We start from the raw sequence: 26,627 nt of genomic DNA on the forward strand, positions 1-26,627 counted from the left end.
GCCGCCCCATCGCTCTGTCAGCGGAACATGGCGACGGCGCTCTGCTCAGCGTCCGCATAGCTGGTGCCGGCGGCCGCGAGGGCGGCGCCCAGTGCAGTGAGTGCTTCGTCGAGGCGCACCTGCACGGAGCGCCATTCCTCAGCGCTGGCCTGGAACGCGGCGGCGGCCTGACCGGTCCACGATCGCTGCAGGTCGGCGAGCTGCCCGTGCAGCAGACCTGATTCCGATTGCATGCGGCCGACGGTGGCCTGGATGGCCGAGGCCTTCGTCTGCACCTCTTCGCTGTCGACGGTGTACATGGGCATGGTGCTCTCCTTCTGGTACCGGGCGGAATCTGTGCAGCCACGCTACGAACCCGACCCGCCGCTGCGGCAGGGCAACCGGTGCCTGTGGACGCGAAAGCCGAGAAATCGAGCCCTGTGAGGGAAGGGCCGTCCGGATGGGGGAAGCTCGTCGCTCGCGTTCAGTAGGCTGGAGAGGTGGCGAAACTGTACTTCCGATACGGGGCGATGAACTCGGGGAAGTCCACCGCGTTGCTGCAGGCGGCCTTCAACTACGTCGAGCGTGGTCAAGCCGTGCTGCTGGCGAAACCGGCGATCGACACCAAAGCAGTGGATGAGATCTCCTCGCGCCTCGGCGTCTCACAGGCCGTCGACTTCCTGATCGGCCCCGCTGACGACGCGCGCGAGCGATTCCTCGCGGAGCGAGACGCCTACCGCCGACGGGCCTCCGACGCGCTGATCGAGTCGGAGGCTCCGCGCGATATCGCCTGCCTGCTCGTGGACGAGGCGCAGTTCCTCGCACCTGCGCAGGTCGATGCTCTCTTCCGCGTCGCCGTCGAGGACGATGTTCCCGTCATGGCCTACGGCATCCGGACCGACTTCCGCACGGCGGCCTTCCCTGGGTCGGCTCGTCTGCTCGAGATCGCGCACTCTCTCGAAGAGCTCAAGACGGTGTGCCGCTGCGGGCGCAAGGCGCTGTTCAACGGCCGCCTCGTCGGCGGGAGGTTCGTGTTCGACGGCGACCAGGTCGCGATCGACGCCGAGGGAGCGGCCGCGCTCGACGATCACCTCGTCACATACGAGTCTCTCTGCGGCGCCTGCTACCTGAGCGAGTCGGGCGGCGTGCTCGCTCCGTAGCCCGGCCTCGCCGAGCGTGTCCCTTTGTGCCGAGCGTGTCACTTGCATCCGGGAACAAGCTGCACACTCGAACACAAGGTGCACTCCGTTGGCGGGGTGCGCGCAGAGGAGGTGCCGGGCGCGCACTCCGCCGTCGTCAGACGCGCAGGTCGTCGAGCAGCGCCTCGATGTGCGCGGCCATATCGACGCTCGCGTCGAGCAGGAACTGCGTCTGCAGGCCGTCGGTTGCGGCGATGACGAGCGCCGCGACGGCATCCGGATCGAAGGTCGTCCGAAGCGTGCCATCGCTCTGCCCGGTGCGCAGGGACTCGGCGAAGCGCCGCCGCAGCCGCGCGTAGCGTTCGGTGAAATAGCCGTGCGCCGGATGCGCGGGATCGGCTGCCTCGACCGAAAGCTGGGCGTAGAGCTGCACGAGGCCTGGCACTTCCGCATTGTGCGCGACGATGCGGACCAGATCGTCGAGGGTGTCAGTGCTGGGGGAAGCGCTGTCGACCTCGTCGCGCTTCATCAGGACGGCGGCGAACAACTCGTCCTTGCTGCCGAAGTAGTGCAGCAATCCCGCCTGGCTGAGGCCGACCGCCTCGGCGATCTCGCGGACCGACGCGCCGCGGTAACCGTGCCGTGCGACCACGTCGAGCGCCACCGTGAGGATCTCCTCGCGCTTGGCGATGCCCTTCGCGTACGCGCCCCGCTGTGCCATGTCCTCATTAAAGCCGAACCGCACTTGTTCTTCAAAAGCGAACAGCATAAGGTTTTGGGTATTCATTCCTCGACCCAATGGAGAGTCATGACCGACGCGTCATTCCCCGACATCTCGGATCTCACGCTGGAGGAGAAGGCAGCGCTCACGAGCGGGCTCGACTTCTGGCGTCTCAAAAGCATCGAGCGCCTCGGTGTGCCGAGCATCATGGTCGCCGACGGCCCGCATGGACTGCGCAAACAGGCGGGTGCGAGCGATCACCTGGGCCTGAACGCTTCCGTGCCTGCAACCTGCTTCCCACCGGCGGTCGGTCTCGGTGCGTCGTGGGATCCGGATCTGGCGCGCCGGGTCGGTGAAGCGATCGGCCGGGAAGCGGCGATCGAGGATATCGCGGTCGTGCTCGGTCCTGGTGTGAACATCAAGCGCTCCGTGCTGTGCGGCCGCAACTTCGAGTACTTCTCGGAGGACCCGATCCTCGCTTCCGACATGGGGTCGGGTATCGTGCGGGGCATCCAGTCACACGGTGTGGGTACATCGCTGAAGCACTTCGCGGCGAACAATCAGGAGACCGACCGGATGCGCACGTCGAGCGACGTCGAGCCTCGGCCGCTGCGCGAGATCTACCTGCGCGCGTTCCAGGGCGTGGTCGAGGACACCCAGCCGTGGACGGTGATGTGCTCCTACAACCGCGTCAACGGCGTGTACGCGTCGGAGGATCCGTTCCTGCTCAGCCAGGTGCTTCGCGACGAATGGGGCTTCGGAGGCCTCGTCGTCAGCGACTGGGGCGCGTCCAACGTGCGCACCGAGGGCATCAGGGCCGGTATGGATCTGGAGATGCCCGCCTCAGGAGGACTCACCGACCGCCAGCTCGTCGATGCGGTGAGGGTCGGCGCACTCGACGAGGCCGACCTCGATCGTTCGGCCGAGCGTGTGCTGAACCTCATCCGCCGCGCGAATGAGCGCGCCGCGGCGGAGGGCGCGCTCGACGTCGACGCCCACCACGCGCTGGCTCGAGAGGCCGCGGGTCGTTCCATCGTTCTGCTGAAGAACTCCGGCGGCGTGCTGCCGCTGAAACCGGAGCAGAGCATCGCCGTGATCGGTGAGTTCGCCGAGAAGCCGCGTTTCCAGGGCGGCGGCTCGAGTCATATCAACCCGACCCGCGTCGATGTCGCACTCGATGCCATTCGCGAGGTCGCCGACGATGTCGTCTACGCGCCGGGGTATGTGCTGCCGGATGCACCGGAGGGCATCGGCATGTCGGGTGCGAAGGCACCCCGGCCGCCCGCGGACGTCGTCGAGAGGCTGCGCGCAGAGGCCGTTGCGGCGGCGACCGGTGCGGACGTCGCGCTGGTGTTCGTCGGGCTCCCCGACGAGGACGAGTCCGAGGGCTTCGACCGCGAGCACATCGACCTGCCGGAGGCGCAGCTAGCGCTGCTCGACGCGGTCGCCCAGGTCAACGACAACGTGGTGGTCGTGCTCTCGAACGGCGGCGTCGTGGCGCTGCCGTTCGCAGACCGCGTGCCTGCGATCGTCGAGACGTGGCTGCTGGGGCAGGCGGGCGGGTCGGGCGTCGCCGACGTGCTCTTCGGCGCTGTGAACCCTTCCGGACGTCTCGCCGAGACCTTCCCGCACAGGATCGAGGACACGCCGTCGTACACATCGTTCCCGGGCGCAGGCCAGCACGTCAGCTACGGCGAGGGCCTGTACGTCGGGTACCGCTGGTACGACGCCCGCACGATGGACGTCGCGTTCCCGTTCGGGCACGGCCTGAGCTACACGAGCTTCTCCTACGGTGCACCGACGGTGGAGGCGAATGCCGATGGCGGCATCGACGTGACCGTCGACGTGACCAACACCGGATCCGTCGTCGGTCGTGAGGTCGTGCAGGCCTACGTGGCAGTACCGGGCTCCGCTGTGGAGCGGGCGCCGCGCGAGCTCAAGGCCTTCCGCAGCGTCGAGGTGCAGCCGGGGGAGACTGCGGCGGTGAGCCTGACGGTGCGCCGGCGCGACTTGGCGTACTGGGAGACGCGCGTGGACCGCTGGATCGTCGAGAGCGGGGAGTACGTCGTCGCAGTCGGCGCGTCGAGTCGCGATCTGCGCGGCGAGGCGACCGTTGAGCTCTCCGGAGACGAGTTCGTCATCGCGCTCTCACGCGACGCATCGCTCGGGGAGGCGTTCGCCCATCCGATCGCCGGTCCGATCACCCGTGACGAGCTGATGAAGGGCTGGCTGCGAGAGAGCATGATGATCAACGGCGAGCTTACGCCGATGGGCAAGGACCTTCCTCTCAGCCGCCTGGTGAGCTTCGGCGCCGATCCGGATGTCGTGGCCCGGATCATCGAAGCCGGCGAGTAGGAGCGGGCGCGGAGTCCTGCTGCACCGCCACGGTGTGTTTCGGTTCGGCCAGTGCACGATCGGCGGTTGTCGGGGTCGGCCATGTTGTCGGCGGCGTCGTCCCATCCGAAGCGCTCGAACGATCGCAGATGCGCTGCGATGAAGAGATCGTTGGCCACCGGGAATCGCCTGCCCCTCGTCGAGTCCGACGGATCTATCATCGATCCAGGCCTTGTCACATGCTGGTGACGAAGCAACTATGTCACTAGTGACAGAGTGTGGAGAAGTTGTGGCGAAACTCAACCTGCTGGAATCCGTCCTCCTGGGCATCATCATGCGAAAGCCGAGCGCCGGGTACGACATCCGGAGATACCTCGAGCAGTCCGGCCGGATCTACGGCTATGTGCCGCAGTCGTCGCAGATCTACCGGCAGCTGGCCAAACTCGTCGAGCGGGGGCTCATCTCCTTCGAAGTGGACGGTTCGCGAAGCGGTCCCGACGCGAAGGTCTATTCGTTCACATCGGAGGGGTGGGGCGCCTACCTCGATTGGATCGAGGCGCCCTTCGTGCCGTCCGAACGCCCGCTGGATGCGCATTTCCAACTCCACTTCACCCTGGCAGGCGTGGTCTCGCCGGTCATCGCGCTGCGCCTGGTCGAAACCGAGCTGGCGTTCCGCGAGGAGCAGGAGGCGACGTGGGAGCCGGATGCCCAGTTCATCCGAGGCACGGGCTCCGTCATCGACGACGAATGGATGGATGAGGTCTACCACCTCGGCGATGCGCGCGGCAACATGCTCGCCAGCGCGCACATCTCCTGGCTGCGCACCACGGCGCGGCGACTGCGCCGGTACATCGAGCGCACGGGTGCCGTCTGGCCGGATCCGGCGTGGGAGGCGCGGCGCCCGCAGTGACGCGCACTGTGTGAGATCTCACGCATCTTTGTCTTGTCGGAGTATGTGCAAAGTGCTAATCTCTCCTGAGTCGGTGCAGATGCCGACGGATTCACACAGACGAAGGGGTGCTTGTGAAGAGAGTGACCCGCACCGGTGGCACGATGCTGTTGGCCGGCGCGACCGCGATAGGACTCGCCGCGTGCGCGTCGACGGGAGGAGCGGCGCCGAAGGAGGACTGGTCGACGCTCACGATCGCGGCCGTCACGGAGCCGACGAGCTTCGACCCCGCGCAGGCCGCTGAGGCGAACTTCGCGCAGTACTTCCAGCCGGTGTTCGACACGCTGATCCGGCGCATGCCGGACGGCGAGCTCGCACCGATGCTGGCGACCGCCTGGAGTCTGTCGGACGACGGATTGACTGCGACGCTCGATCTGCGCGATGATGTCACGTTCTCCGACGGGGAGGAGTTCACTCCGGAGGTCGCTGAGCTGAACCTCGAGCGCTTCCGGGATTCCGGCGGTCCGTTCTCCGCGAATCTCGCGAACATGACCGATGCCGTGGTCGTCGACGACGACACCATCGAACTGCAGTTCTCCGAGCCGGATCCGGACATCTTCCAGTACCTCGGCAACAGCGCCGGCTATATGGCCAGCCCCGCACAGTTCGACAGCGACGCCGTCGACACGGTGCCGATCGGATCCGGACCCTACGAGCTCATACGCAGCGAGACGGTAGCAGGCGACCGCTACAGCTATGTCAAGCGCGACGACTACTGGGACGAAGACGCCGAGTGGGACTGGTTCGAGAATCTCGTGATCCGACCGATGAACGACTCGTCCGCGCGCATGAACGCGATGAAGTCGGGTGAGGTCGACACCGGCATCATCGAGCCGAAGCAGATTCCCGAGGCTGAGAAATCGGGGCTGAACGTGACCACGTTCCAGGTGAACTGGTACGGGTTGTCGATCTTCGACCGCGCCGGGGAGATCGTCCCCGCGCTCGCCGACGCGCGGGTGCGACAGGCGATGAACTACGCCATCAACGGCGAAGCGATCCTGAAGGCGGTCGACCTCGGCTACGGCGAGCCCACCGATCAGACGTTCAACGTCGACTCGGAGGCGTACGAGCCCGAGTACGACGACTACTACTCCTACGACCCAGACAGAGCCGGCGAGCTCCTCGCCGAGGCAGGCTACGAGGACGGCTTCTCGATCACGATGCCGAGCAGCTCGAGCATGGATCCAGCCATGCTCGCCGCGGTGGGACAGAACCTCGGGGCGGTCGGGATCGACGTCACGTTCCAAGAGGTCGCTCCGGCCGACTTCATCCCGTCACTGCGGCAGGGCAAGTTCGCCGTCACCTGGATGTCGTTCGCCCAACCGCCCACCGCATGGGGGACCATCAGCCGGTTCCTGCTCCCCGGCTCAGCGTGGAACGTCTACAAGACGCAGGACGACCGCGTCGACGCCGCCTCGGACGCGGCACTGGAGAACCTCACGGATCCGGATGCGTACGAAGAGGCGGTCCAGCAGATCAACGCCGTGGCCGTTGAGGACGCCTGGAACGTGGTGTTCTACCGCGTGCAACAGGGTGTCGTCTCGCGCAACGGCCTCACCGCGGTCGGCCAGGCCGGCCAGGCTGCGCCCTCCATCTACAACTACACGCTCGACGAGTGACGACAGGAGACAACCATGCTGAGTTTCATCGCTCGCCGCCTCGTCGGTGGCATCGTGCTGCTCGTCGTCGCGTCATCGCTGACCTTCCTGCTGATGAACGCGAACAGCAGCGGCATCGCGATCCGCATCCTCGGTGATCAGGCCACGACAGAGCAGATCGCCGCGAAGTCGGCCGAGCTCGGCCTCGACCAGCCGCTCGTCGTCCGGTTCGGCGAGTGGCTGCTGGCCGCCATCAGGGGTGACTTCGGCATCTCGTGGTTCACCAGCGAGAGCGTCTGGCACACCGTCACGTCGCGCCTGCCGGTCACACTCTCGCTCGTGGTCGGCACGGTCATCGTCACCGCCATCGTCTCGACGATCCTCGGAGTGATCGCCGCGACTCGGCGAGGCGCGGTCGACCGCCTCGTGCAGGTGCTCTCGGTCCTGGGCGCCGCCGCCCCGAACTTCTGGGTCGGGCTCATGCTCGTGATCGTCTTCGCGCTCACGCTGCACTGGTTCCCGGCGACCGGATTCGTCTCCCCGCTGGATTCGTTCAGCGGATGGACCGCGTCGATCACACTGCCGATCATCGCGCTGGCGCTGGGCGCCATCGCCGCGGTGACGCAGCAGATCCGCAGCGCGTTCATCGAGGTCGAGGGACGGGACTATGTGCGCACTCTCCGCAGCCGCGGTCTCGGCGAGCGGAAAGTGCTGTTCGTGCACGTGCTGCGTGGTGCGGCCACGCCGGCTCTGACCGTGCTCGCACTGCAGTTCGTCGCACTCCTCGGCGGCGCCGTCGTGGTCGAGCGCGTGTTCGCACTTCCCGGCCTCGGCGAGACGATCGCCTCTGCGACGACGAACGGCGACATCCCCCTCGTGATGGGTGTCGTCGTCGTCAGCGTCGCCCTGGTCGTCCTCGTCAACCTGCTGATCGACATCATCACCGGATGGATCAACCCGAAAGCGCGTCTGTCATGAGCACTGGAACCCTGGAATCCGTCGCCCTGAGAGCCAACAAGGGCGGCAAGAACCTCTCACTCGCCGGCCGTCTGCTGCGGAATCCGCTCGGTCTGGCGGCCGTCGTGATCCTCGGCATCATCATCGTGCTCAGTGCGCTGGCGCCGCTGATCTCCCCGCACGACCCGAATCTGGTGAACCTCGAGGAGGCGTTCGCCGAGCCGAGCGCGGCCCACTGGCTCGGAGCCGACTCGGCAGGTCGCGACGTGCTCTCGCGTCTGCTCGCGGGTGGTCACCTCACACTGCTGGGTGCCGCGGTCGCGCTCACCGTCGCGGTCGTCGTCGGGCTCGTCGCCGGTCTGGTCGCGGGCTTCTACGGCGGCTGGTTCGACACCCTCAGCGATCTCACCACGAGCCTCGTGATGGCCCTGCCGAGCATGATGATCCTGCTCGCCGTGCGCGTCGTCGTCGGCCCATCGCTGTGGATCACGATGGCGATCTTCGGTGTGCTGATCTCTCCGAGCATCTATCGGCTGGTGCGCAGCGGCGTCCGTGAGGTGCGCGAGGAGCTCTACGTCGACGCGGCCCGCGTGAGCGGTCTGTCCGATGCGCGGATCATCGCGCGGCATGTGCTGTTCGTCGTGCGGGCGCCCATCATCATCCAGGCGGCGACGATCGGCGGCATCTCGATCGCGATCCAATCCGGTCTGGAGTTCCTGGGTCTCGGTGATCAGACGGTGCCGACCTGGGGCGTGATGCTGAGCGAGGCGTTCCGCAATCTCTACATCTCTCCGCTGCTGATCCTCTGGCCGGGCCTCGTGATCGCACTCACGATCGGTGCGCTCATCCTCTTCGCGAACGCGCTCCGCGACGGCCTCGAGGACAGGCCGATGGCTCCGAGATGGCGCGGCGCGGTCGGGCGTGAGCGGACGCTCGCCTCGGAAGCAGATGCCGAATCCGTTCTCAGCGTCCGCGGCCTCACTGTGGGCTACCCGGACGGCGATCGGCTCAAGACCGTGATCGAAGACGTCGCCTTCGACGTGAGCAGGGGCGAGATCGTCGGGCTCGTCGGGGAATCCGGATCGGGCAAGACGCAGACAGCGTGGTCCGTCCTCGGCCTGCTCCCGCGCGGAGCGGTGATCGAGGACGGCGTCATCATGCACGAGGGAACGGATCTGCTCAGCGACGACGGCGCCGCACAGCGTGCCCTGCTCGGCAGCCGGATCGCGTACGTGCCGCAGGAGCCGATGTCGAATCTCGATCCGCTGTTCACCATCGGGCATCAGCTGATCGCCCCCATGCGCATGCACCTGGGTGTATCGAAGGACGACGCCCGGCGCAGGGCACTGGAGCTGCTCGCACGCGTCGGCATCACCGACCCGGAGCGCACGATGCGCTCCTACCCGCATCAGGTGTCAGGCGGGATGGCTCAGCGCGTGCTGATCGCCGGCGCCGTCTCCTGCGACCCCGATCTGATCGTCGCCGACGAGCCGACGACCGCGCTCGACGTCACAGTGCAGGCCGACATCCTGGAGCTCCTGCGCGGTCTGCGCGACGAACGCGGACTGTCGATGGTGTTCGTCACGCACAACTTCGGCGTCGTGGCCGACCTGTGCGACTCCGTCGTCGTGATGAAGCAGGGCGAGGTGGTCGAGCACGGGCCGGTGCAGTCCGTGCTCCGCGACCCGCAGCACGCATATACGCAGTCGCTTCTGGCTTCCACGCTCGACGGCACGGCACCGCGCCGTGTGAATGACCGGGAGTTCGCCGAGCAGCAGGAGGCAGCAAGATGACCGAGAAGATCCTCGAGGTCAAGGACCTCGTCGTCGAGTTCCCGGGACGCAGGCGGAGTGAGACGTTCCGCGCCCTCAAGGGTGTGTCGATCGACATCGCACCGGGTGAGACCGTCGGGCTCGTGGGGGAGTCGGGTTCGGGCAAGACGACGCTCGGACGCGCGATCCTCGGCCTCGCGCCCATCGCGGAGGGCTCGATCGAGTTCGAGGGCCGATCACTCGTCGGGCTCACACGCAGACAGCGACGCGAGATCGACGTGCAGGCCGTGTTCCAAGACCCGTACACCTCTCTCAACCCGGCGATGACGATCGGCGACATCCTGTCGGAGCCGCTCACGGTGCGGGGGACCTCCGACCGCGAGGCGCGCCTGCGCGTGCATGAACTGCTCGACGCGGTCGGACTTCCCACGGACGCCGCCCGACGCCGCCCGAACGAGTTCTCCGGCGGCCAGCGGCAGCGCATCGCGATCGCCCGCTCGCTCGCACTCGACCCGAAGCTCATCGTGTGCGACGAACCCGTGTCCGCCCTCGATCTGTCGACGCAGGCGAAGGTGCTCGACCTGTTCATCGACATCCAGCGCCGCACCGGGGTGGCGTACCTGTTCATCTCGCACGACCTCATGGTGGTCCGCCACATCAGCCACCGGATCGCGGTGATGTATCACGGCGACATCGTCGAGTTCGGTGACGGCGAGCAGGTGACCGATCACCCGGAGGACCCGTACACGCAGCGTCTGCTCGCCGCGTCGCCGGTCTCCGACCCGGTCGAGCAGCGCAGGCGGCGCGAACTGCGCCATGAGCTGCTGGAGGCCGAAGGATGAGCGCGCGCGGCGACCGGCCGAACATCCTCTGGATCTCGACCCACGACATCAACCCGGAACTCGGCTGCTATCGCGGCGTATGGCCAGGAGCGGAAGTCGCCGTGACGCCGAACCTCGACGCGCTGGCGGCGGAGGGTACGCGCTTCGACAACGCATTCGCGGTGGCCCCGGTGTGCGCGCCGTCGCGTTCGTCGATCATGACGGGGTGCTTCCCCACGTCGATCGGCACGCACAACATGCGTTCCAAGGCGGTGCCGCCGCCCGAGGTGCGTCTGCTGAGCGAGTACTTCAGGCAGGCCGGCTACTACGCGACGAACAACGTGTTCACGGACTTCCAGCTCCCCGTGCCTGGCACGGCGTTCGACGACTGCTCATCCACGGCGCACTGGCGGAACAGACCGGATCCCGATCAGCCCTTCTTCGCGTCCTTCCACGGCATGGTGACGCACGAGTCGCAGATCTACCTCGACGATGACGACTTCGCGCGAGTGACATCAGAGCTGCCGGATGATGTCAGGCACGACCCTGAGACGGTTCCCGTGCCGCCGTACCACCCGGACGACGAGGTGTTCCGCACCGCGTGGGCGAGGTATCACGACCTCATCTCCATCATGGACGCGTGGGTCGGGCGCATCCTCGCCGAGCTGGCGGAGGACGGCCTGGAGCGCGACACGATCGTGGTGTTCTGGAGCGACCACGGAGCGGGCTTCCCGCGTGCGAAGCGCTGGGCGACCGAAGCCGGCCTGCGCATTCCTCTCATCGTGCGCTGGCCCGGCCGGGTCGCAGCAGACGCCGCCCGCGACGACGTGGCGCACCTCGCCGACATCGCGCCGAGCATGCTGCGGATGGCAGGGCTCGAGGTGCCGGAGCACATGCAGACGGCGCCGCTGTTCGACTCGGAAGGAATCGCGCACGAGCAAGGGGAATACGCCTTCGGCGGCAGGGATCGGATGGATGAGCAGCGTGACAGCTCGCGCACGGTGCGCAATCGGCGCTTCCGCTACGTACGCCATGCCCATCCGGATCGCTCCCCGTTCCAGCATCAGCAGTTCGCGGAGAAGTTCTCGACGTGGCGCGACCTGCGCGGTCGCATCAACGACGAAGCCCGCCAACGTGCGGCCGGAGACCCGGAGGACAGGCTCACGCCGCTGCAGCGCCGCGTGACCGCCGAACACAAGCCCGCGGAGGAGCTGTACGACATCGCGACCGACCCGTATGAGACCGTCGACCTGGCGACCGACCCGCAGTTCCGCGAGGTGCGCGACCAGCTCGCGACCGCGCTGGACGCGTGGATCGCGCGCGTGGGCGATCTGGGCACGGTTGATGAGGAGGAGCTGATCCGTTCGTGGCGGCCGGAGGGGATCGTCCCGACGACACCGGCACCCCGCGTGCGCGCGCGAGCGGACGGCTCGGTCGAACTGGGCAGCGACACCGAAGGCGCACTCGTGGCGTGGACGTCCGATCCGCCTGTCGCAGTGCCGGAGCGAGGCCTCCAAGATCGCATCGGCGGCAATCCGGAACCGGACGGGCGCACCTGGCACATCGCCGACGGAGAGCTGCCGGCGTCCGGCGGAGAGCGGTGGGCGCGGGCGTGGCGCCTGGGGCACCACGGCAGCACCGACGTGCACATCCCCGCAGCAATCTGATCGAATCGAACGCGAGAGCAGGAACCGTGGCTCAGCCAAACATCATCTTCATCATGTCCGACGACCACGCCGCGCACGCCATCTCGGCGTACGGCAGTCGAGTGAACCACACCCCGCACCTCGACCGGATCGCCGAGGAGGGCGTGCGCATGGACGCCGTGTTCTGCACGAACTCGATCTGCAGTCCGTCGCGCGCGACGATTCTCACCGGCACCTACAGCCACGTCAACGGCGTCTCGTCGATCTGGACCGAGATGGACTACCGGGTGCCGACGTTCATCGAATCGCTGCACGAGCGCGGGTACGCCACCGGTATGTTCGGCAAGTGGCATCTCGGCGAACACGGCGTCTCGCTGCCGCGCGGCTTCGACGCGTGGAAGGTGTTCCCCGGCCAGGGTGACTACATCGATCCGGAGATGATCGACGAGAACGGCAGTCAGACGATCCCGGGCTATGCCACGGACATCGTCACGGATCTCGCGCTCGACTGGATCGACTCGGTCGCCGACGAGCCGTTCGTCGCGATGGTGCACCACAAGGCGCCGCACCGGCCATGGATCCCCGACGAGAAGCACAAGCACCTCTACGCGGACGGCGACATTCCCGAGCCCGAGACGTTCTTCGACGATCACGCCACGCGCAGCAAGGCGGTGCGGAACGTGCATATGACGATCGCAGACGACATGGGCGCCGACGATCTCAAGCAGGAGGTGCCGGAGCATCTGCGCGGTGAGGAGAACCGCGAGGCGCGGATGCGCTGGAAGTACCAGATCTACATGCGCGACTACCTGCAGACCGTGCAGTCGATCGATGACAACGTCGGCCGGCTGCTCGACCACCTCGCGGAGAAGGGGCTCGCGGAGAACACCCTCGTGGTCTACACCTCCGACCAGGGCTTCTTCCTCGGCGACCACGGCTGGTTCGACAAGCGGCTGATGTTCGACCAGTCGCTGCAGATGCCGATGCTCATCCGGTGGCCGGCGGAGATCCCCGCCGCGTCGCGCTGCGAGGCGATCATCACGAACGTCGACTTCGCCGCGACCTTCCTCGATGTGGCCGGTCTCGATGTGCAGGAGGCGCTGCCGACCTCGCAGGGGCGCAGCTTCCGACCGCTGCTGCGCGGTGAGGAGGTCGAGGACTGGCCGGATGCGGCCTACTACCGGTACTGGGAGCACGATGACCCCATCCACGGCGCTCCCGGCCACTACGGCATCCGGACCGCCGACCACAAGCTGATCCACTATTACGGGGCTGGGCTGGGCGTGCCAGGCGCATCCGAGACGTTCTATGACCCGGAGTGGGAGCTGTACGACCTGAAGGCCGACCCGACCGAGGTGCGCAACGTCGCCGACGACCCCGGGTACGCCGCAATCCGTGCGGAGCTCGAGCGGAAGCTGGCGGAGTACCAGGAGCGCTACAACGACGAACCGTACCGCGGCGAGGACACGCCGCATCCGGAGTGGGGGCCTCACGACGCCGCGACACTCGCACGCGTCGAGGAGTACGTGAAGAACATCCGCGAAACGAGCTGATCGGCTCACCGGCACCATCCGCGGCGTGCGTTCAAGGTTCACGAATGATCGCCGCATAACCTGGACTCATGCGCGTACTTCTCGCCGGCGGCGCCGGATATGTCGGAACCCACACTGCGATCGCCCTGCTCGACGCGGGCCACGAGGCGGTGCTGCTCGACGACATGAGCAACACCAGCGCCGCGGTCGCCGAGCGCATCGAGCAGATCACCGGCAAGCGGGCGTCACTCGCTGCGGGCAGCGCGGCAGTCGCGGACGAGGTCCGGCGCGCGTTCGACGAGTTCGGACCGTTCGACTCGATCATGCACTTCGCGGCGAAGAAGGCGGTGGGGGAGTCGGTCGAGAAGCCGCTGGAGTACTACCGCAACAACCTCGACACGACCTTCGCACTGCTCGAGGTCGGCCTCGAGCGCGGCATCGCCTCGTTCATCTTCTCGTCGACGGGCACCGTGTACTCCGACCCGGCCGATCTGCCCTTCGCCGAGACCGCGACGCGGAATCTGGTGGAGATCTCGAATCCGTACTCGAAGTCGAAGCTGATCAACGAGGTCGTGCTCACCGATGTGCAGCGTGTGAACCCCGAGCTGAACATCACGATGCTGCGCTACTTCAATCCGGTCGGCGCGCACGAGTCCGGCCTTGTCGGCGAGGATCCGAAGGGCATCCCGAACAACCTGATGCCGTTCGTCGCTCGCGTCGCCGTGGGCGCTCTGCCCGAGGTGAATGTGTTCGGCACCGACTACGACACCCCGGACGGCACGGGTCAGCGTGACTACATCCACGTCGTCGACCTCGCCGAGGGCCACGTCGCCGCGCTCGAGAAAGCGCAGCCCGGCCTGAAGGCCTACAACCTCGGCACCGGCAACCCGGTCAGCGTGCTCGAGCTGATCTCGTCCTTCGAGAAGGCCATCGGTCGTGAGCTGCCGAAGAAGATGGCGCCCCGCCGCGCCGGCGACCTCGCCGCCACCTACTGCGACTCGGCGGCCGCCGAGCAGGAGCTGGGCTGGAAGGCCACCCGCACCATCGACGACATGACTCGTGACGTCTGGAACTGGCAGCAGCGCAACCCCGCCGGCTACGAGGGCTGAGTGCCCGCGCGGGGTCAGCGGGCGGTGACCTGGCGCTTGGAGGAGATGACGCCGGTGTCGAAGCCGGCCAGGTGCAGGCCGCCGTGGAAGCGGGCGTGCTCGATCTTGATGCAGCGGTCCATCACCACGTCGAGCCCCGCCTCCTCGGCGATCGCCGCAGCCTCTTCGTTCCATGAGCCCAGCTGCAGCCACAGCGCCTTCGCGCCGACCTCGACGGCCTCGCGCGCCACCTGCGGCAGATCATCGTGCCGCCGGAACACGTCGACTATGTCGGGAACGACCGGCAGGTCCGCCAGCGACGCATACGCTGGGCGTCCGAGGATCTCGGCCGCGCGCGGGTTGACGAAGTACACCTCGTACGGCGAGCTCGACAGCAGATACGTGCTGACGAAGTAGCTCGCCCGCGCGGGATTGGTCGATGCCCCGACGATCGCCACCGACGTCGCCCTGCGCAGGATGCCCAGCCGCGCCGCGGCGCTCGGGCCCTGCCAGGTGCGGCCGGCGTGAGCCGGGTCGGATCCGGATGCCGCGGGCAGCGCGCAGGCGACGCCGGTGGCAGGGGGCGTGAACTCGCATGCGTCGCTCATCGCGTCTCTCCTGTTGCACTGGTGAGGGCCTGGTCGAGATCCCACACGATGTCTTCCGCGTCTTCGAGACCGACCGAGATCCGGATGAGGTCGGCCGGCACGCCCGCCGCCTCGAGCTGTTCGGCCGAAAGCTGCTGATGCGTGGTCGAACCCGGATGGATCACGAGCGTGCGCGCGTCGCCGATGTTGGCGAGGTGGCTGGCCAACTGCAGCGACTCTATGACCCTCTCACCGGTCTCTCTGGCAGCCTGCCCCCGATCCGCGTCGGAGTCGAACGATCCGGATGGCCGCACGCCGAACGCGAAGACCGAGCCCGGCCCGAGTGGGAAGTACTTCTGCGCACGCTCGAAGTGCGGGTGCCCGTCCAGGCCCGCCCACGTCACGAACGACACGCGTGGGTCGGAGGCCAGCCACTCGGCGACGACCCGTGCATTGGCGATGTGCGCGTCGATCCGCTGCGGCAGCGTCTCCACGCCCTGCAGCAGGTTGAACGCCGACTGCGGGCTGAGCGCAGGGCCGATGTCGCGCAGCTGCTCGCTGCGCAGCTTGGTGAGGAACCCGTACTCGCCGAAGTTGTCCCACCACCGGATGCCGCCGTAGGACTCGACCGGTTCGGTCATGGAGGGGAAGCTGCCGTTGCCCCAGTCGAAGGTGCCTGCCTCGACGACGATGCCGCCGAGCGTGGTGCCGTGCCCGCCGAGGAACTTCGTGACCGAGTGGATCACGATGTCGGCGCCGTGCTCGATCGGCCTCACCAGGTACGGCGTGGCCAGCGTCGCGTCGACTACCAGCGGCACGCCCGCGTCGTGCGCGACGGCCGCGAGCCCCTCCAGGTCGGCGATCTCACCGCCAGGGTTGCCGATCACCTCGGTGTAGACGACCTTCGTGTTCGCCCGGATCGCCCTGCGGAACTCCTCGGGATCGTCACTGGCGACGAAGGTGGTGTCGACGCCGAAGCGCCGCAGCGTCACATCGAGCTGGGTGACGGTGCCGCCGTACAGCTGCGCCGACGCCACGACGTGGTCGCCAGCCCCCAGCAGCGCGGCGAAGGTGATGAACTCGGCCGACATGCCGCTCGCGGTCGCCACGGCGCCGATGCCGCCCTCGAGCGATGCGATGCGCTCCTCCAGGGCCGCCACGGTGGGGTTGCCGATGCGTGAGTAGATGTTGCCGTACTTCTGCAGCGCGAACAGGTTCGCGGCGTCCTTGGCGTCATCGAACACGAACGACGTGGACTGGTAGATCGGCACGGCGCGCGCGCCGGTGGCCGCATCCGGGGTGCCGCCCGCATGCAGGGCGCGGGTGCGGAACCCGAACTGGTGCTCGCTCATGTGGTCTCCTTCTCGCGGGGCGGTGCGGGCTGATCATGTCGGACGCCCGCGGCGCCACCATGGTCAGACCGCACTCGGCGCACGGCTTCGCGCACGCCGTCGACGGCCCATGGGTTCTGCAGACTGGTCGTATCGCCGAGCGTATCGCCCTGCCACAGCTGCGCGAGCAGCCGCCGCAGGATCTTGCCCGAGCGGGTCTTCGGAAGCTCCGGAACGCCCACGATGTGCTTCGGCTTCGCCACGGGCCCGATGTCGGTCGTGACCCGTCGGCGCAGGTCGGTGTGGTCGGCCGCGCCCCTGGCGCCTTCGGTGACGAAAGCCGCAACGGCCTGGCCGGTGATCGGGTCGGCGACACCCGCCACCCCCGCTTCGCCGACGGCCGGATGGGCGACCAGGCTCGACTCGATCTCGATCGTCGACAGTCGGTGGCCCGACACGTTCACGACGTCGTCGAGGCGGCCGAGGAGCCAGATGTACCCGTCCTCGTCGACCGTCGCGCCGTCGCCGGCGACGTAGTATCCGCCGTGTTCGCCGTGCCCGGCGTAGGCGGCCCAGTACGAGTCGCGGTAGCGGTGCGGGTCGCCCCACACGGTGCGCGCCATCCCGGGCCACGGGCCGCGTGCCACGAGCGTTCCGGAACGGCCGGGCGCCACCGGTGCGCCGTGCTCGTCGACGACGGCGACGTCGATCCCCGGCAGCGGCACGGTGGCCGATCCGGGCTTCAGCGCCGTCGCACCGGGCAGCGGAGCGATCATCGCGGCTCCCGTCTCGGACTGCCACCAGGTGTCGACGACGGGCGTGGACTCGCGGCCGAAGCAGCGCCGGAACCACACCCAGGCTTCCGGATTGATCGCTTCGCCCACCGTGCCCAGCAGTCGGACGGACGACAGGTCGTGACCGGCGGGGAGCTCCTCGCCGAACCAGGTCATGAAGGTCCGGATGAGCGTGGGCGCCGTGTAGTAGACGCTCACGCCGTAGCGCTCGATGATCTCGAGGTGCCGCTCGCGGTGCGGCGCATCCGGGGTGCCCTCGTAGATCACCTGGGTGAGTCCATTCGACAGAGGGCCGTAGATCTCGTAGGTGTGCGCTGTGACCCACGCCAGGTCGGCGGTGCACCAGTGCACGTCGTCGGGCTTCGCGTCGAAGTGCGCCCAGTGCGCCCAGCTCGCGTGCGTGAGGTAGCCGCCGGTGGTGTGCACCAGGCCCTTCGGCTTCCCCGTCGTGCCCGAGGTGTAGATGATGAACAGCGGATGCTCGGCGTCGAAGGCCTCGGCCGCGTGCTCATCCGGCTGCGTGTCGATCGCGTCGTGCCACCACACGTCGCGGCCGACGGTCCACGGCACGTCATGGCCGGTGCGGCGCACGACCAGCACGTGCTCGAGGCGCGGCAGATCGCGGGCCGCGTCGTCGGCCGCCGACTTCACCTCGGTCGGTCTGCCGCGGCGGTGCTGCCCGTCGGTCGTGACCAGCAGCTTGGCGCCGGTGTCCTCCAGTCGGAAGCGCACCGCCTCGGCCGAGAAGCCGCCGAACACCAGCGAATGCACGGCGCCGATACGGGCGCAGGCGAGCGCGATCACGATGGTCTCGACGAGCACCGGCAGGTACACCACGACACGGTCTCCCGGCTCGATGCCGAGGGCGGTGAGCCCGTTCGCGGCCTGCGACACGCGTCGCCGCAGGTCGGCGTAGGTGACCGCTTCGCGGTCGCCGGGCTCGCCCTCGAAGAACAGCGCGACCTTGTCGCCGCGACCTGCGTCGACGTGGCGGTCGACGCAGTTGACGGCGGCGTTGAGCCGGCCTCCGGCGAACCATTCCGCCTGCGGCACGCTCAGCCCATCCGGGCCCTCGACGGGAGGCGACCACGTGTGCGCCGTATGCCATGCCTGCGCCCAATCGAGTCGGCGCGCGGCGCGCTCCCAGAACGCGACCGGATCGGCTGCGGCTTCTGTGTACGCCTCAGGCCCGACGTTGGCCTGCGCGGCGAACGATTCTGACACCGGGAACACCCGGTTCTCGCCCAGACGGGCCTCCACAGCGGCATCCGGATCCGTCGTCACACCCATCGCTTCAGCACCGCCTTCTCGAACAGCTGCAGCAGCGCGTTCGTGAGGGTTCCCAGCAGCGCGAGCAGCACGATCGCCATCAGGATGCGGTCGACGCGGCCCGTCTTCTGGGCGTCGTTGAGCATCCAGCCCAGACCCATCGATGCGCCGAGCAGCTCGGCGGCGACGAGGAACAGCCAGGCCTGCGCGAGTGCGAGGCGCAGGCCCGAGATGATGCTCGGCACGACCGCCGGCAGCTGCACCGTGCGGAACAGCGACCAGCCGCGCAGGCCGAACGAACGGCCGGCCTCGACCAGGTGCGGATCGACGTGGCGCAGGGCGCCGGCGACGTTCGTGTACACGGGGAAGAACGCCCCGATCGCGATCAGCGTGACCTTCGACTCCTCGCCGGTCTGCAGCCATAGGATCAGCAGCGGCACCCACGCCAGCGACGGCACAGCGCGCAGCGCGACGAGCGTCGGGGCGAGGAATACGTCGCCGGCACGAGAGAGACCGACCACGGCGGCGAACGCGAGGGCGATCATGGAACCGACCAGGAACCCGATCACAACGCGCTGCACCGAGATGGCGATGTGCAGCCACAGCTCGCCGCGCTGGGCGAGCTCGATGCCGGCTGCGACCACCGACGCCGGCCGAGGCAGGCGGTACGCGGGGGCCAGCCCCGTGGCGGTGAAGAGATGCCACACCGCGACGACCACCACGGGCAGGGCGAGGCCTCCCGCGATCTTCACCCAGGTGCGCGACGCGAGGGGCGCGAGCTGTCGCCCTGCCCCTCGCGTCGTGGTCGTGCTCGAGGTCATTCGGTCGCCTGAACCGCGAACTCGTCGTTGACGATCGTGCCCAGTGCGTCGTCGACGGCGTCCTGACCGCCGGCGATGTCGCCGGAGTCGACGAGCACGGGAGCGATCACCTCGAGCACGGCGAGCTGGTCGTCGCCCGGAACGCCGGACACGTCGAGATTGGAGCGCTCGGCGATCACGGTCTTGGCGACCTCGAGGTCGATGCTGGCGGCGTCCGCGAGCAGCTGCGCCGTCTCATCCGGGTGATCGAGCGCCCAGGTGCGGGCCTGTTCGTAGGCGTCGACGACGGCCTGCACGATGTCGCCGTGGTCGGCGATGAAGTCCTCGGTGGAGTTGAGGAAGCCGTAGGTGTTGAAGTCGACGTTGCGGTAGACGAGCTGATCACCCGTCTCGACCTCGGCGGCGGCCATGATCGGGTCGAGGCCCGCCCACGCGTCGACCGAGCCGCCGTCGAGCAACGCGCGGCCGTCGGCGTGCTGCACGTCCTGCACCTCGACATCGTCGAGCGAGAGGCCGCCCTCTTCGAGCGCCTGCAGCAGGAAGAAGTAGGGGTCGGTGCCCTTGGTGGCGGCGATGCTCTTGCCCTCGAGGTCGCTCAGCTCGGTGATGTCGCTGTCGGGGCCGACGACGATCGCCGACCACTCCGGCTGCGAGTAGATGTCGATGACTTGGATCGGCGTGCCGTTGGCCCGTGCGAGCAGCGCCGCGGAGCCCGCCGTGGAGGCGATGTCGGCGGAGCCGGAGCGGAGGAACTCGTTGGCCTTGTTGCTGCCGGCCGACTGCAGCCATTCGACGTCGACGTCGTCACCGAAGGTGTCCTCGAGGATGCCCTGGTCGCGGATGACGAGGCTGAGCGGGTTGTAGGTCGCCCAGTCGACGGTGACCTCGCTGGTCGACCAGTCGCTGCCCTCTGCCGGCGCGTCGGACCCGGCGCTCTCACCTGCGAGGCAGCCCGTGAGCATGAGCGCCATCGTGCCGGCGACGGCGGTCGCGGGAACGATTCGGCAGGTGAGGGTGCTCATGGTGTCTCCTTGGTGGTGAGCGGATGGTGGCCAGTCACGCCCAGCCCGTCGAGCAGGCTGGTGCGCAGGTCTGTGAGGGCGCGTGCGCCGCGGTCGCGCGGGCGGGCGCCCGGCACCGTGACGACGCGGGCGACGGAGCCGCTCGGACGATCCGCCTCGTCGACCGGGGCGGACGCCGAGGCGCGGGAGCCTGCGGAGCCGAGGGCGCCGATTCCGGATGTCGAGCCGAGCGCGACGACCTTCGCACGCTGACGAGCGGGCTCGGTCTGCGCCTGCTGCAGATTGCGCAGCAGCAGTACACGGTCGGCGAGATACAGCGCCTCCTCGACGTCGTGCGTGACGAGCAGCACGGTCGTCGGCTGTGCCCGGTGGATGTCGAGCAGCAGATCGTGCATGCGCAGGCGGGTCAGCGCGTCGAGGGCGCCGAACGGCTCGTCGAGCAGCAGCACGCGCGGGCTGCGGGCGAGCGCCCTGGCGAGCGAGGCGCGCTGGGCCATGCCGCCGGACACCTCGCGCGGGCGCTGAGCCGCGGCGTGGGTGAGCCCGACGAGGTCGAGCAGCTCGGCGACCCTGGCCTTGGCGGCCTTCCGCTTGGTGCCGCGCGGCAGGCCGATGGCGACGTTCTGCGCGATGGTGCGCCACGGCAGCAGGCGCGGCTCCTGGAACGCGATCGCGGTCGATTCGTCGTGCGCCCTGGTCTGCTCTCCGTCGAGTGTGATGGTGCCGGCCGTAGGGGAGTCGAGGCCGCCGACGAGCCGCAGCAGAGTCGACTTGCCGCACCCAGATGGGCCGACCACGGCGACGATCTCAGCCGGGGCGAGCTTCACGTCGACGTCGTGCAGCACCGTGCGGGCACCATCCTGCGTCGGGAAGGTGCGCTCGACGTCCGCGATGCGCACCTCACCCGCACGGATGTCGCTGCGCGCGGCGGATTCTGGCATACGCATCAGGATGGCGGATCGCAGCGCTCCGGTGCGAGCCGCGTCGTAACGTGACGACACACGACGCGGCGCTGGGTGTGCGCCCGCCGTTCCGGCGACATGAATCGATCGCGGGAACGGCGGGCGCTGGGCGCAGCCCGAGCGCCGGATCGGGCGGAGCACAGGCGCCAGCGTGCCGGATGGTACTGTGGTCGGACCATAGTGGTCTGACCACATCTGATGCCCGGTGCAGGCGAGAGGGAACAAGATGGAGCGCATGGCTGAGACGCCGAAGGCATGGCGGATCGTGCTCGACCGCATCGAGGCCGATCTGTTCAGCGGTCGACTCGGCCCCGGTGACCGGCTGCCCGGCGAACGGGAGCTCGCGAGCACCATGAGCGTCGGCCGCTCCAGCGTGCGCGAGGCGCTGCGCGTGCTCGAGGTGATGGGCGTCGTGCGCACCGCGGTCGGGTCGGGCCCCTCATCCGGGGCCATGATCGTCTCCACACCCGCGGGCGGCCTCGGCTCGCTGCTGCGGCTGCAGACCGCGGCCCAGGCGTTCGAGTTCTCCGACATCGTCGCCACGCGCCTCGTGCTCGAGGGCGCCGTCGTGCGCGAGCTGGCCGGCCGCGACGAGCCCGACCTGTCGGCCGCCCAAGCCCTGCTCGACGCCATGTCCACGCAGGATCTGACGCGCGAAGAGTTCCTCGTGCTCGATCAGAACTTCCATCACGCACTCGCCGAAGCATCCGGAAACGCCGTCATCGCGACTGTCATGGCCGGCCTGCGCAGCGCGATCGAGGCCTACGTCACCGCAGGCGCGGCGACGATCGCCGACTGGGAGACGACCGCGGCGCGTCTGCGCGCCGAGCATGCCGGCGTCCTCGACGCCATCCGGAACAGCGTTCCAGACGAGGCCGCGCGTCTCGTGAACGATCACATCACCGGCTACTACGCGCAGATGCGCGACGAGGCCTGAGGAGAGAGGACACCATGGTTCAGCGACAGTTCCCCAAGCCCGCAGAGGTGCTGGAGTTCCTGAAGATCAAGCTGCCGGAGTTCGGCAGGAACGCCAGGCTCAAGAAGGCGTTCTCGATCTACGACCTGCGCGACATCGCCCAGCGCCGCACACCGGCCGCCGCGTTCGACTACACCGACGGAGCCGCCGATCAGGAACTGTCGATACAGCGCGCCAGGCAGGCGTTCGAAGACATCGAGTTCCATCCGGACATCCTCGCGCCCGCGCCGAACGTCGACACCTCGACCGAGATCCTCGGCGGCACGTCGGCGCTGCCGTTCGGCATCGCGCCGACCGGATTCACTCGGCTGATGCAGACCGAGGGCGAGACGGCGGGCGCCGGTGCGGCCGGAGCCGCTGGCATCCCGTTCACGCTGTCGACGCTCGGCACCACCTCGATCGAGAGCGTCAAGGAGGCGAACCCGAACGGGCGCAACTGGTTCCAGCTGTACGTCATGCGCGAGCGTGAGATCTCATACGGGCTGGTCGAGCGCGCGGCGAAGGCCGGCTTCGACACGCTGCAGTTCACCGTCGACACCCCGGTCGCAGGCAATCGGATGCGCGACGGGCGCAACGGCTTCTCCATCCCACCGCAGCTCTCCCTGGGAACGATCGCGAACGCGATTCCGCGGCCGTGGTGGTGGATCGACTTCCTCACCACCCCGAAGCTCGAGTTCGCGTCGCTGTCGTCGACGGGCGGCACGGTCGGCGACCTGCTCAACGCCGCGATGGACCCGACCATCAGCTACGACGACCTCGACGTCATCCGGGAGATGTGGCCGGGCAAGATCGTGGTCAAGGGCGTGCAGAACGTGCCGGATGCGGTGAAGCTGATCGACAGGGGAGTCGACGGCATCATCCTGTCGAACCACGGCGGACGCCAGCTCGACCGCGCGCCGATCCCGTTCCGGCTGCTGCCGGATGTGGTGCGCGAGATCGGCGAGGACGCCACGGTGATGGTCGACACCGGCATCATGAACGGCCAGGACATCGTGGCCGCGATGGCGCTCGGCGCGAAGTTCACGCTGATCGGCCGCGCCTACCTGTACGGCCTGATGGCCGGCGGACGCGAAGGCGTCGACCGCACGATCGAGATCCTCTCCACCGAGATCCGCCGCACCATGGCGCTGCTGGGCGTGTCGTCCCTCGAGGAGCTGGAGCCGCGCCACGTCACCCAGCTGACGCGGCTGGTACCGGTGCGCTGAGCCGCCCCGCGGGTGGGCAGCGCCTCACACCCGCGGCGGCAGCTCCTTCAGCAGCGCGTCGAGGTGGTCGGCGGTGTCCTCCCAGCCGGTGACGGCGACGCAGGCGACCTCGCCCATGTCGAGCACGGGACGGTCATTGCCATCCGGATCGAGTCGATCGCCGTAGAAGAGCATGTCGCTCAGGGCGATGCCGGTCTGCTCCGACAGACGCCGCATCCCAAAGGCCTTGTCGATTCCCTTGCGCGTGATGTCCACGGACGTCGATCCGCCTGAGCGCACCTCGAGGTCGGGTACTCGAACGGCAACGGCTTGGCGCAGGGCGTTCTTCTTCGCGCCGTCTGGGTCCCACGCGCGCTTGGCATCGACCGGTGCGCTCTGCCCGAGAGCCGAGAAGGTGATCTGCGATCCTCGGTCTTCGATCCGCTCGCCCCAGGCGTGTGCCTCCCACACCCCGAGCCTGCGGGCTTCCTCCTCGACGGCGACGATTGCGGCCGACTTCTCCTCGTCGGTGAGCCCGTGGGCGTAGACGGGTGAGAATGCGGTGCCGTCGAACCGGTCGTAGCGGGTGCCGCAGGTCGGCAGCAGGTGGACGTGCGACAGCGCATCCGGTGCCTCCGGCAGCAGGTCGACGACCTGCGTGCGGAACTGCTCGATCTGCCCGCCCGAGATGATCGCCACCTCGACGCGTTCGGCGAGGCGGACGAGCAGGTCGCCGATGCGCGGATCGATCGGGCTCTTCGACGGCGCGAGGGTGTCATCGAGGTCGAAGGCGACGACGAGCGGGGAGTTCTGTGTCACGCGTCGATCCTACGGCGGTCCCGATGAGTGATCCCGGATGATCGGGCCGGCACCGGTCGCTCGGGAACGGGGGCGTGCGCGCCGACGACGAGGCGAGCTTCGAGTGCGGAACGCGAACTCGGCACATCAGGGCCGACAGCGCCGAGCCGCCGAGCCCGGGCAGCGCAGCGCTTCCGATCAGCGGGATCGGAAAGGGCCTCGCGCCCGCGTGCGCGAGAATGTAGGGATGACCCGACCGCTCGAGCCGCCTCGTGTGCTGCTCGTCGACCACTACGACTCGTACACCGGCAACATCGCGCAGATCCTCTGGGTGCTCACCGGAACCGAGCCCCGGCTGGTGCAGAGCGACCTGGTCGATGCCGCGGAGATCGATGCGGCCACGCACATCGTGCTCGGGCCTGGGCCGGGCTCGCCGCATCGCGCGGCCGACGTCGGGCACACCCTCGACGTGCTCGAACGGGCGCGTGTTCCGGTGTTCGGCGTGTGCTTCGGCTTCCAGGCGATGGCCGTTGCGCTCGGTGGACGGGTCGAGAAGGCACCGCGGCCCGCGCACGGGCTGGTCGAAGCGGTGACCCACGACGGGTCGGCGATGTTCGCCGGAGTCCCCGAGACGTTCGACGCGGTGCGCTACCACTCGCTCGTCGTCGCCGAACCTGCGCCGCTGCGCATCACGGCGCGCTCGCAAGACGGCCTGCCGATGGCGGGCGAGACCGAGGACCGGCGCTGGACGGGCGTGCAGTTCCATCCGGAGTCGATCGGCACCCGGCACGGCGCTCGCATGATCGAGGCCTTCCTCGACGAGGGGACGGCGGATGCCTGACCAGACCTGGCGCGCGCTGACGCGTCGCACCCGCGCGCACATCACCGACCCCGCCGCGCTGTTCGCGGCGCTGTACGGCGACCGCCCGACCGCGGTGTGGCTCGACAGCGCCCGCCGTGCGTACGGCATGGGCCGCTGGTCGATCATGGGAGCGCCGGAGACGGGCCGCGATCACGTGCTCGAGGCGACGCCCTGCGGCATCCGGATCGACGGGCGCGAGACGAACGACCTCGACGTGTGGGATGCACTGGCCGACCGCATCGGGGAGCATCCTATGGTGCCGATCGACGATCTGCCGTTCGCCGGCGGGTACATCGGGTACGTCGGCTACGGCGCGAAGACGATCGGTGCGCGGCCGGCACCTGACGAGCCGGCCGCGCAGCTCGTGCATCTCAGCCGATTCGTCGTGCTCGACCACGACACCGGCGAGCTGATCGCGGTGGCCGTCGGGCCGGACGACGAGCCGGATGCCGGGGCGTGGCTCGATGAGGCGCTGGCGGCAGCCTGCGGTGCACGGGGGAGCAGGCATCGTTCAGCTTTCGAAGTCGACGGGGCATCGAGCGGTTTCGGCGATGGGCCGCTGGACGCCCGTGACACCGTCGGCACCGCAGCCGCCAACGGCACTGCTCGCGCGTCGGTGACCCGGGCACAGTACCTGTCGGATCTCGACGATGTGAGCTCCTGGCTGTACGCGGGCGACTCGTATGAAGCCTGCTACACCTACAACCTGCGGTTCGGGTTCTCCGGCGACGCGTTCGCGGTGTACCGCAGGCTGCGCGAGGCGAACCCCGCGCCGAATGCCGCGTACCTGCGACTGCCGGGGCGCGAGGTGCTGTCGTGCTCGCCCGAGCGGTATCTGCGCGTCGATCCGCATGGACGAGCCGAGACCAAGCCGATCAAGGGCACGGTGCGGCGCGAGACCGATCCGGATGCCGACGCGCGTGCGGCGAGCGTGTTGGCCGCCGACCCGAAGACGCGCGCCGAGAACCTGATGATCGTCGACCTGCTGCGCAACGACCTCGGCCGCATCGCGCAGCCTGGCACGGTGGAAGTGCCGAACTTCATGGCCGTCGAGTCGTATGAGACGGTGCACCAGCTGGTGACCACCGTGCAGGCTCAGCTGCGGCCCCGCGCGGCGGTCGGGGTGCGCGCGGCGGAGGCACTGTTCCCGCCGGGCTCGATGACCGGGGCGCCGAAGCAGCGGTCCGTGGAGCTGCTCGATGGGCTCGAGGCCGAGCCGCGCGGCGCGTACTCGGGGGTGCTCGGGGCGTTCTCTCGCTGCGGGGCGGTCGACCTGTCAGTGGTGATCCGCACCGCGGTGGTGGCGGACGGCGAGGTGACGATCGGCACAGGTGGAGCGATCACGATCGACAGCCGCCCCGAAGCCGAGGCCGAGGAGACGGTGGCCAAGGCCGATGCGCTGCTGCGCGCCTTCGGCGTGGATCACCCGTTCTTGCGGTGACCCACGGGTTGACGCTCAGGTGCGGCAGAACGCCGCCAGTCCGC

General features: G+C 68.6%; 23 protein-coding genes. 14 read left to right on the forward strand and 9 right to left on the reverse strand.

The window, feature by feature from the left end:
- Positions 1–17: 17 nt before the first annotated feature.
- Entirely contained in the window at positions 18–305 is a 288-nt protein-coding gene (locus tag DZG09_RS07360) for a WXG100 family type VII secretion target (protein WP_119696956.1), read from the reverse strand.
- Positions 306–479: 174 nt separating this feature from the next.
- On the opposite strand from DZG09_RS07360, the gene DZG09_RS07365 reads away from it, so the two are divergent.
- Positions 480–1,139, forward strand: coding sequence for a thymidine kinase (locus DZG09_RS07365; RefSeq protein ID WP_119696957.1), 660 nt, complete (start codon positions 480–482; stop codon positions 1,137–1,139).
- Positions 1,140–1,275: 136 nt separating this feature from the next.
- On the opposite strand, the gene DZG09_RS07370 is transcribed toward DZG09_RS07365, so the two are convergent.
- Positions 1,276–1,839 (reverse strand): TetR/AcrR family transcriptional regulator, encoded by a 564-nt coding sequence (locus tag DZG09_RS07370; RefSeq protein WP_119696958.1) that lies wholly within the window; start codon positions 1,837–1,839, stop codon positions 1,276–1,278.
- A gap of 87 nt (positions 1,840–1,926) precedes the next feature.
- Between DZG09_RS07370 and DZG09_RS07375 the strand changes: the two genes are divergently transcribed.
- From DZG09_RS07375 to galE, 9 genes are all read left to right on the forward strand, one after another.
- Complete coding sequence (locus tag DZG09_RS07375; protein WP_119696959.1) at positions 1,927–4,194, forward strand: glycoside hydrolase family 3 C-terminal domain-containing protein; 2,268 nt, start codon at positions 1,927–1,929, stop codon at positions 4,192–4,194.
- Positions 4,195–4,462: 268 nt separating this feature from the next.
- Positions 4,463–5,083: a PadR family transcriptional regulator gene (locus DZG09_RS07380; RefSeq protein ID WP_162893206.1), complete on the forward strand. Its 621-nt coding sequence runs from the start codon at positions 4,463–4,465 to the stop codon at positions 5,081–5,083.
- Between the two features lie 113 nt (positions 5,084–5,196).
- A complete protein-coding gene (locus tag DZG09_RS07385) occupies positions 5,197–6,741 on the forward strand; it encodes an ABC transporter substrate-binding protein (protein ID WP_119696961.1) in 1,545 nt (514 codons plus the stop codon).
- Between the two features lie 15 nt (positions 6,742–6,756).
- Positions 6,757–7,698 carry an ABC transporter permease gene (locus tag DZG09_RS07390; protein WP_119696962.1) on the forward strand — a complete coding sequence of 314 codons (942 nt, stop codon included), beginning with the start codon at positions 6,757–6,759 and terminating at the stop codon, positions 7,696–7,698.
- Positions 7,695–9,470 (forward strand): dipeptide/oligopeptide/nickel ABC transporter permease/ATP-binding protein, encoded by a 1,776-nt coding sequence (locus tag DZG09_RS07395; RefSeq protein ID WP_205529087.1) that lies wholly within the window; start codon positions 7,695–7,697, stop codon positions 9,468–9,470. Before DZG09_RS07390 ends, DZG09_RS07395 begins: the two co-directional genes overlap by 4 nt.
- Positions 9,467–10,291, forward strand: coding sequence for an ATP-binding cassette domain-containing protein (locus DZG09_RS07400; protein ID WP_119696964.1), 825 nt, complete (start codon positions 9,467–9,469; stop codon positions 10,289–10,291). The genes DZG09_RS07395 and DZG09_RS07400 overlap by 4 nt, the downstream gene beginning before the upstream one ends.
- On the forward strand, positions 10,288–11,937 hold the full coding sequence (locus DZG09_RS07405) for a sulfatase family protein (RefSeq protein WP_119696965.1): 1,650 nt from the start codon (positions 10,288–10,290) through the stop codon (positions 11,935–11,937). Before DZG09_RS07400 ends, DZG09_RS07405 begins: the two co-directional genes overlap by 4 nt.
- A 26-nt stretch (positions 11,938–11,963) precedes the next feature.
- Positions 11,964–13,469: a sulfatase family protein gene (locus DZG09_RS07410; RefSeq protein ID WP_119696966.1), complete on the forward strand. Its 1,506-nt coding sequence runs from the start codon at positions 11,964–11,966 to the stop codon at positions 13,467–13,469.
- A 68-nt stretch (positions 13,470–13,537) separates the two neighbouring features.
- Complete coding sequence (gene galE, locus DZG09_RS07415) at positions 13,538–14,557, forward strand: UDP-glucose 4-epimerase GalE (RefSeq protein WP_119696967.1); 1,020 nt, start codon at positions 13,538–13,540, stop codon at positions 14,555–14,557.
- A gap of 14 nt (positions 14,558–14,571) precedes the next feature.
- Here galE and DZG09_RS07420 read toward each other — a convergent pair whose 3' ends face one another.
- Genes DZG09_RS07420 through DZG09_RS07445 form a run of 6 tightly spaced genes read right to left on the reverse strand, consistent with a single transcriptional unit; the run spans position 14,572 to position 21,301 of the window.
- Positions 14,572–15,144, reverse strand: a complete 573-nt coding sequence (locus DZG09_RS07420; protein WP_119696968.1) for a CoA-binding protein — start codon at positions 15,142–15,144, stop codon at positions 14,572–14,574.
- On the reverse strand, positions 15,141–16,475 hold the full coding sequence (locus DZG09_RS07425) for an O-acetylhomoserine aminocarboxypropyltransferase/cysteine synthase family protein (RefSeq protein ID WP_119696969.1): 1,335 nt from the start codon (positions 16,473–16,475) through the stop codon (positions 15,141–15,143). Before DZG09_RS07425 ends, DZG09_RS07420 begins: the two co-directional genes overlap by 4 nt.
- Entirely contained in the window at positions 16,472–18,538 is a 2,067-nt protein-coding gene (acs, locus tag DZG09_RS07430) for an acetate--CoA ligase (protein ID WP_119696970.1), read from the reverse strand. Before acs ends, DZG09_RS07425 begins: the two co-directional genes overlap by 4 nt.
- Positions 18,529–19,338 (reverse strand): ABC transporter permease, encoded by an 810-nt coding sequence (locus DZG09_RS07435; protein ID WP_119696971.1) that lies wholly within the window; start codon positions 19,336–19,338, stop codon positions 18,529–18,531. Before DZG09_RS07435 ends, acs begins: the two co-directional genes overlap by 10 nt.
- Positions 19,335–20,360, reverse strand: coding sequence for an aliphatic sulfonate ABC transporter substrate-binding protein (locus DZG09_RS07440; protein WP_119696972.1), 1,026 nt, complete (start codon positions 20,358–20,360; stop codon positions 19,335–19,337). Before DZG09_RS07440 ends, DZG09_RS07435 begins: the two co-directional genes overlap by 4 nt.
- Positions 20,357–21,301 (reverse strand): ABC transporter ATP-binding protein, encoded by a 945-nt coding sequence (locus tag DZG09_RS07445; protein ID WP_119697445.1) that lies wholly within the window; start codon positions 21,299–21,301, stop codon positions 20,357–20,359. The genes DZG09_RS07440 and DZG09_RS07445 overlap by 4 nt, the downstream gene beginning before the upstream one ends.
- A 256-nt stretch (positions 21,302–21,557) precedes the next feature.
- On the opposite strand from DZG09_RS07445, the gene DZG09_RS07450 reads away from it, so the two are divergent.
- Positions 21,558–22,259 (forward strand): FadR/GntR family transcriptional regulator, encoded by a 702-nt coding sequence (locus tag DZG09_RS07450; protein WP_119697446.1) that lies wholly within the window; start codon positions 21,558–21,560, stop codon positions 22,257–22,259.
- Between the two features lie 14 nt (positions 22,260–22,273).
- The gene (locus DZG09_RS07455; RefSeq protein WP_119696973.1) at positions 22,274–23,503 is read left to right on the forward strand and encodes an alpha-hydroxy acid oxidase; all 1,230 of its coding nucleotides are present in this window, start codon (positions 22,274–22,276) and stop codon (positions 23,501–23,503) included.
- Between the two features lie 24 nt (positions 23,504–23,527).
- Here DZG09_RS07455 and DZG09_RS07460 read toward each other — a convergent pair whose 3' ends face one another.
- Positions 23,528–24,301, reverse strand: coding sequence for an HAD-IIB family hydrolase (locus DZG09_RS07460; RefSeq protein WP_119696974.1), 774 nt, complete (start codon positions 24,299–24,301; stop codon positions 23,528–23,530).
- Between the two features lie 226 nt (positions 24,302–24,527).
- Between DZG09_RS07460 and DZG09_RS16745 the strand changes: the two genes are divergently transcribed.
- Both DZG09_RS16745 and DZG09_RS07465 read left to right on the forward strand, forming a co-directional pair.
- Complete coding sequence (locus DZG09_RS16745) at positions 24,528–25,121, forward strand: anthranilate synthase component II (protein WP_205529088.1); 594 nt, start codon at positions 24,528–24,530, stop codon at positions 25,119–25,121.
- Complete coding sequence (locus DZG09_RS07465; RefSeq protein WP_205529089.1) at positions 25,114–26,583, forward strand: anthranilate synthase component I family protein; 1,470 nt, start codon at positions 25,114–25,116, stop codon at positions 26,581–26,583. The genes DZG09_RS16745 and DZG09_RS07465 overlap by 8 nt, the downstream gene beginning before the upstream one ends.
- Positions 26,584–26,627: the final 44 nt, after the last annotated feature.

The sequence above is a fragment of the Microbacterium halotolerans genome, assembly GCF_003569805.1.
Lineage (GTDB): Bacteria > Actinomycetota > Actinomycetes > Actinomycetales > Microbacteriaceae > Microbacterium > Microbacterium halotolerans.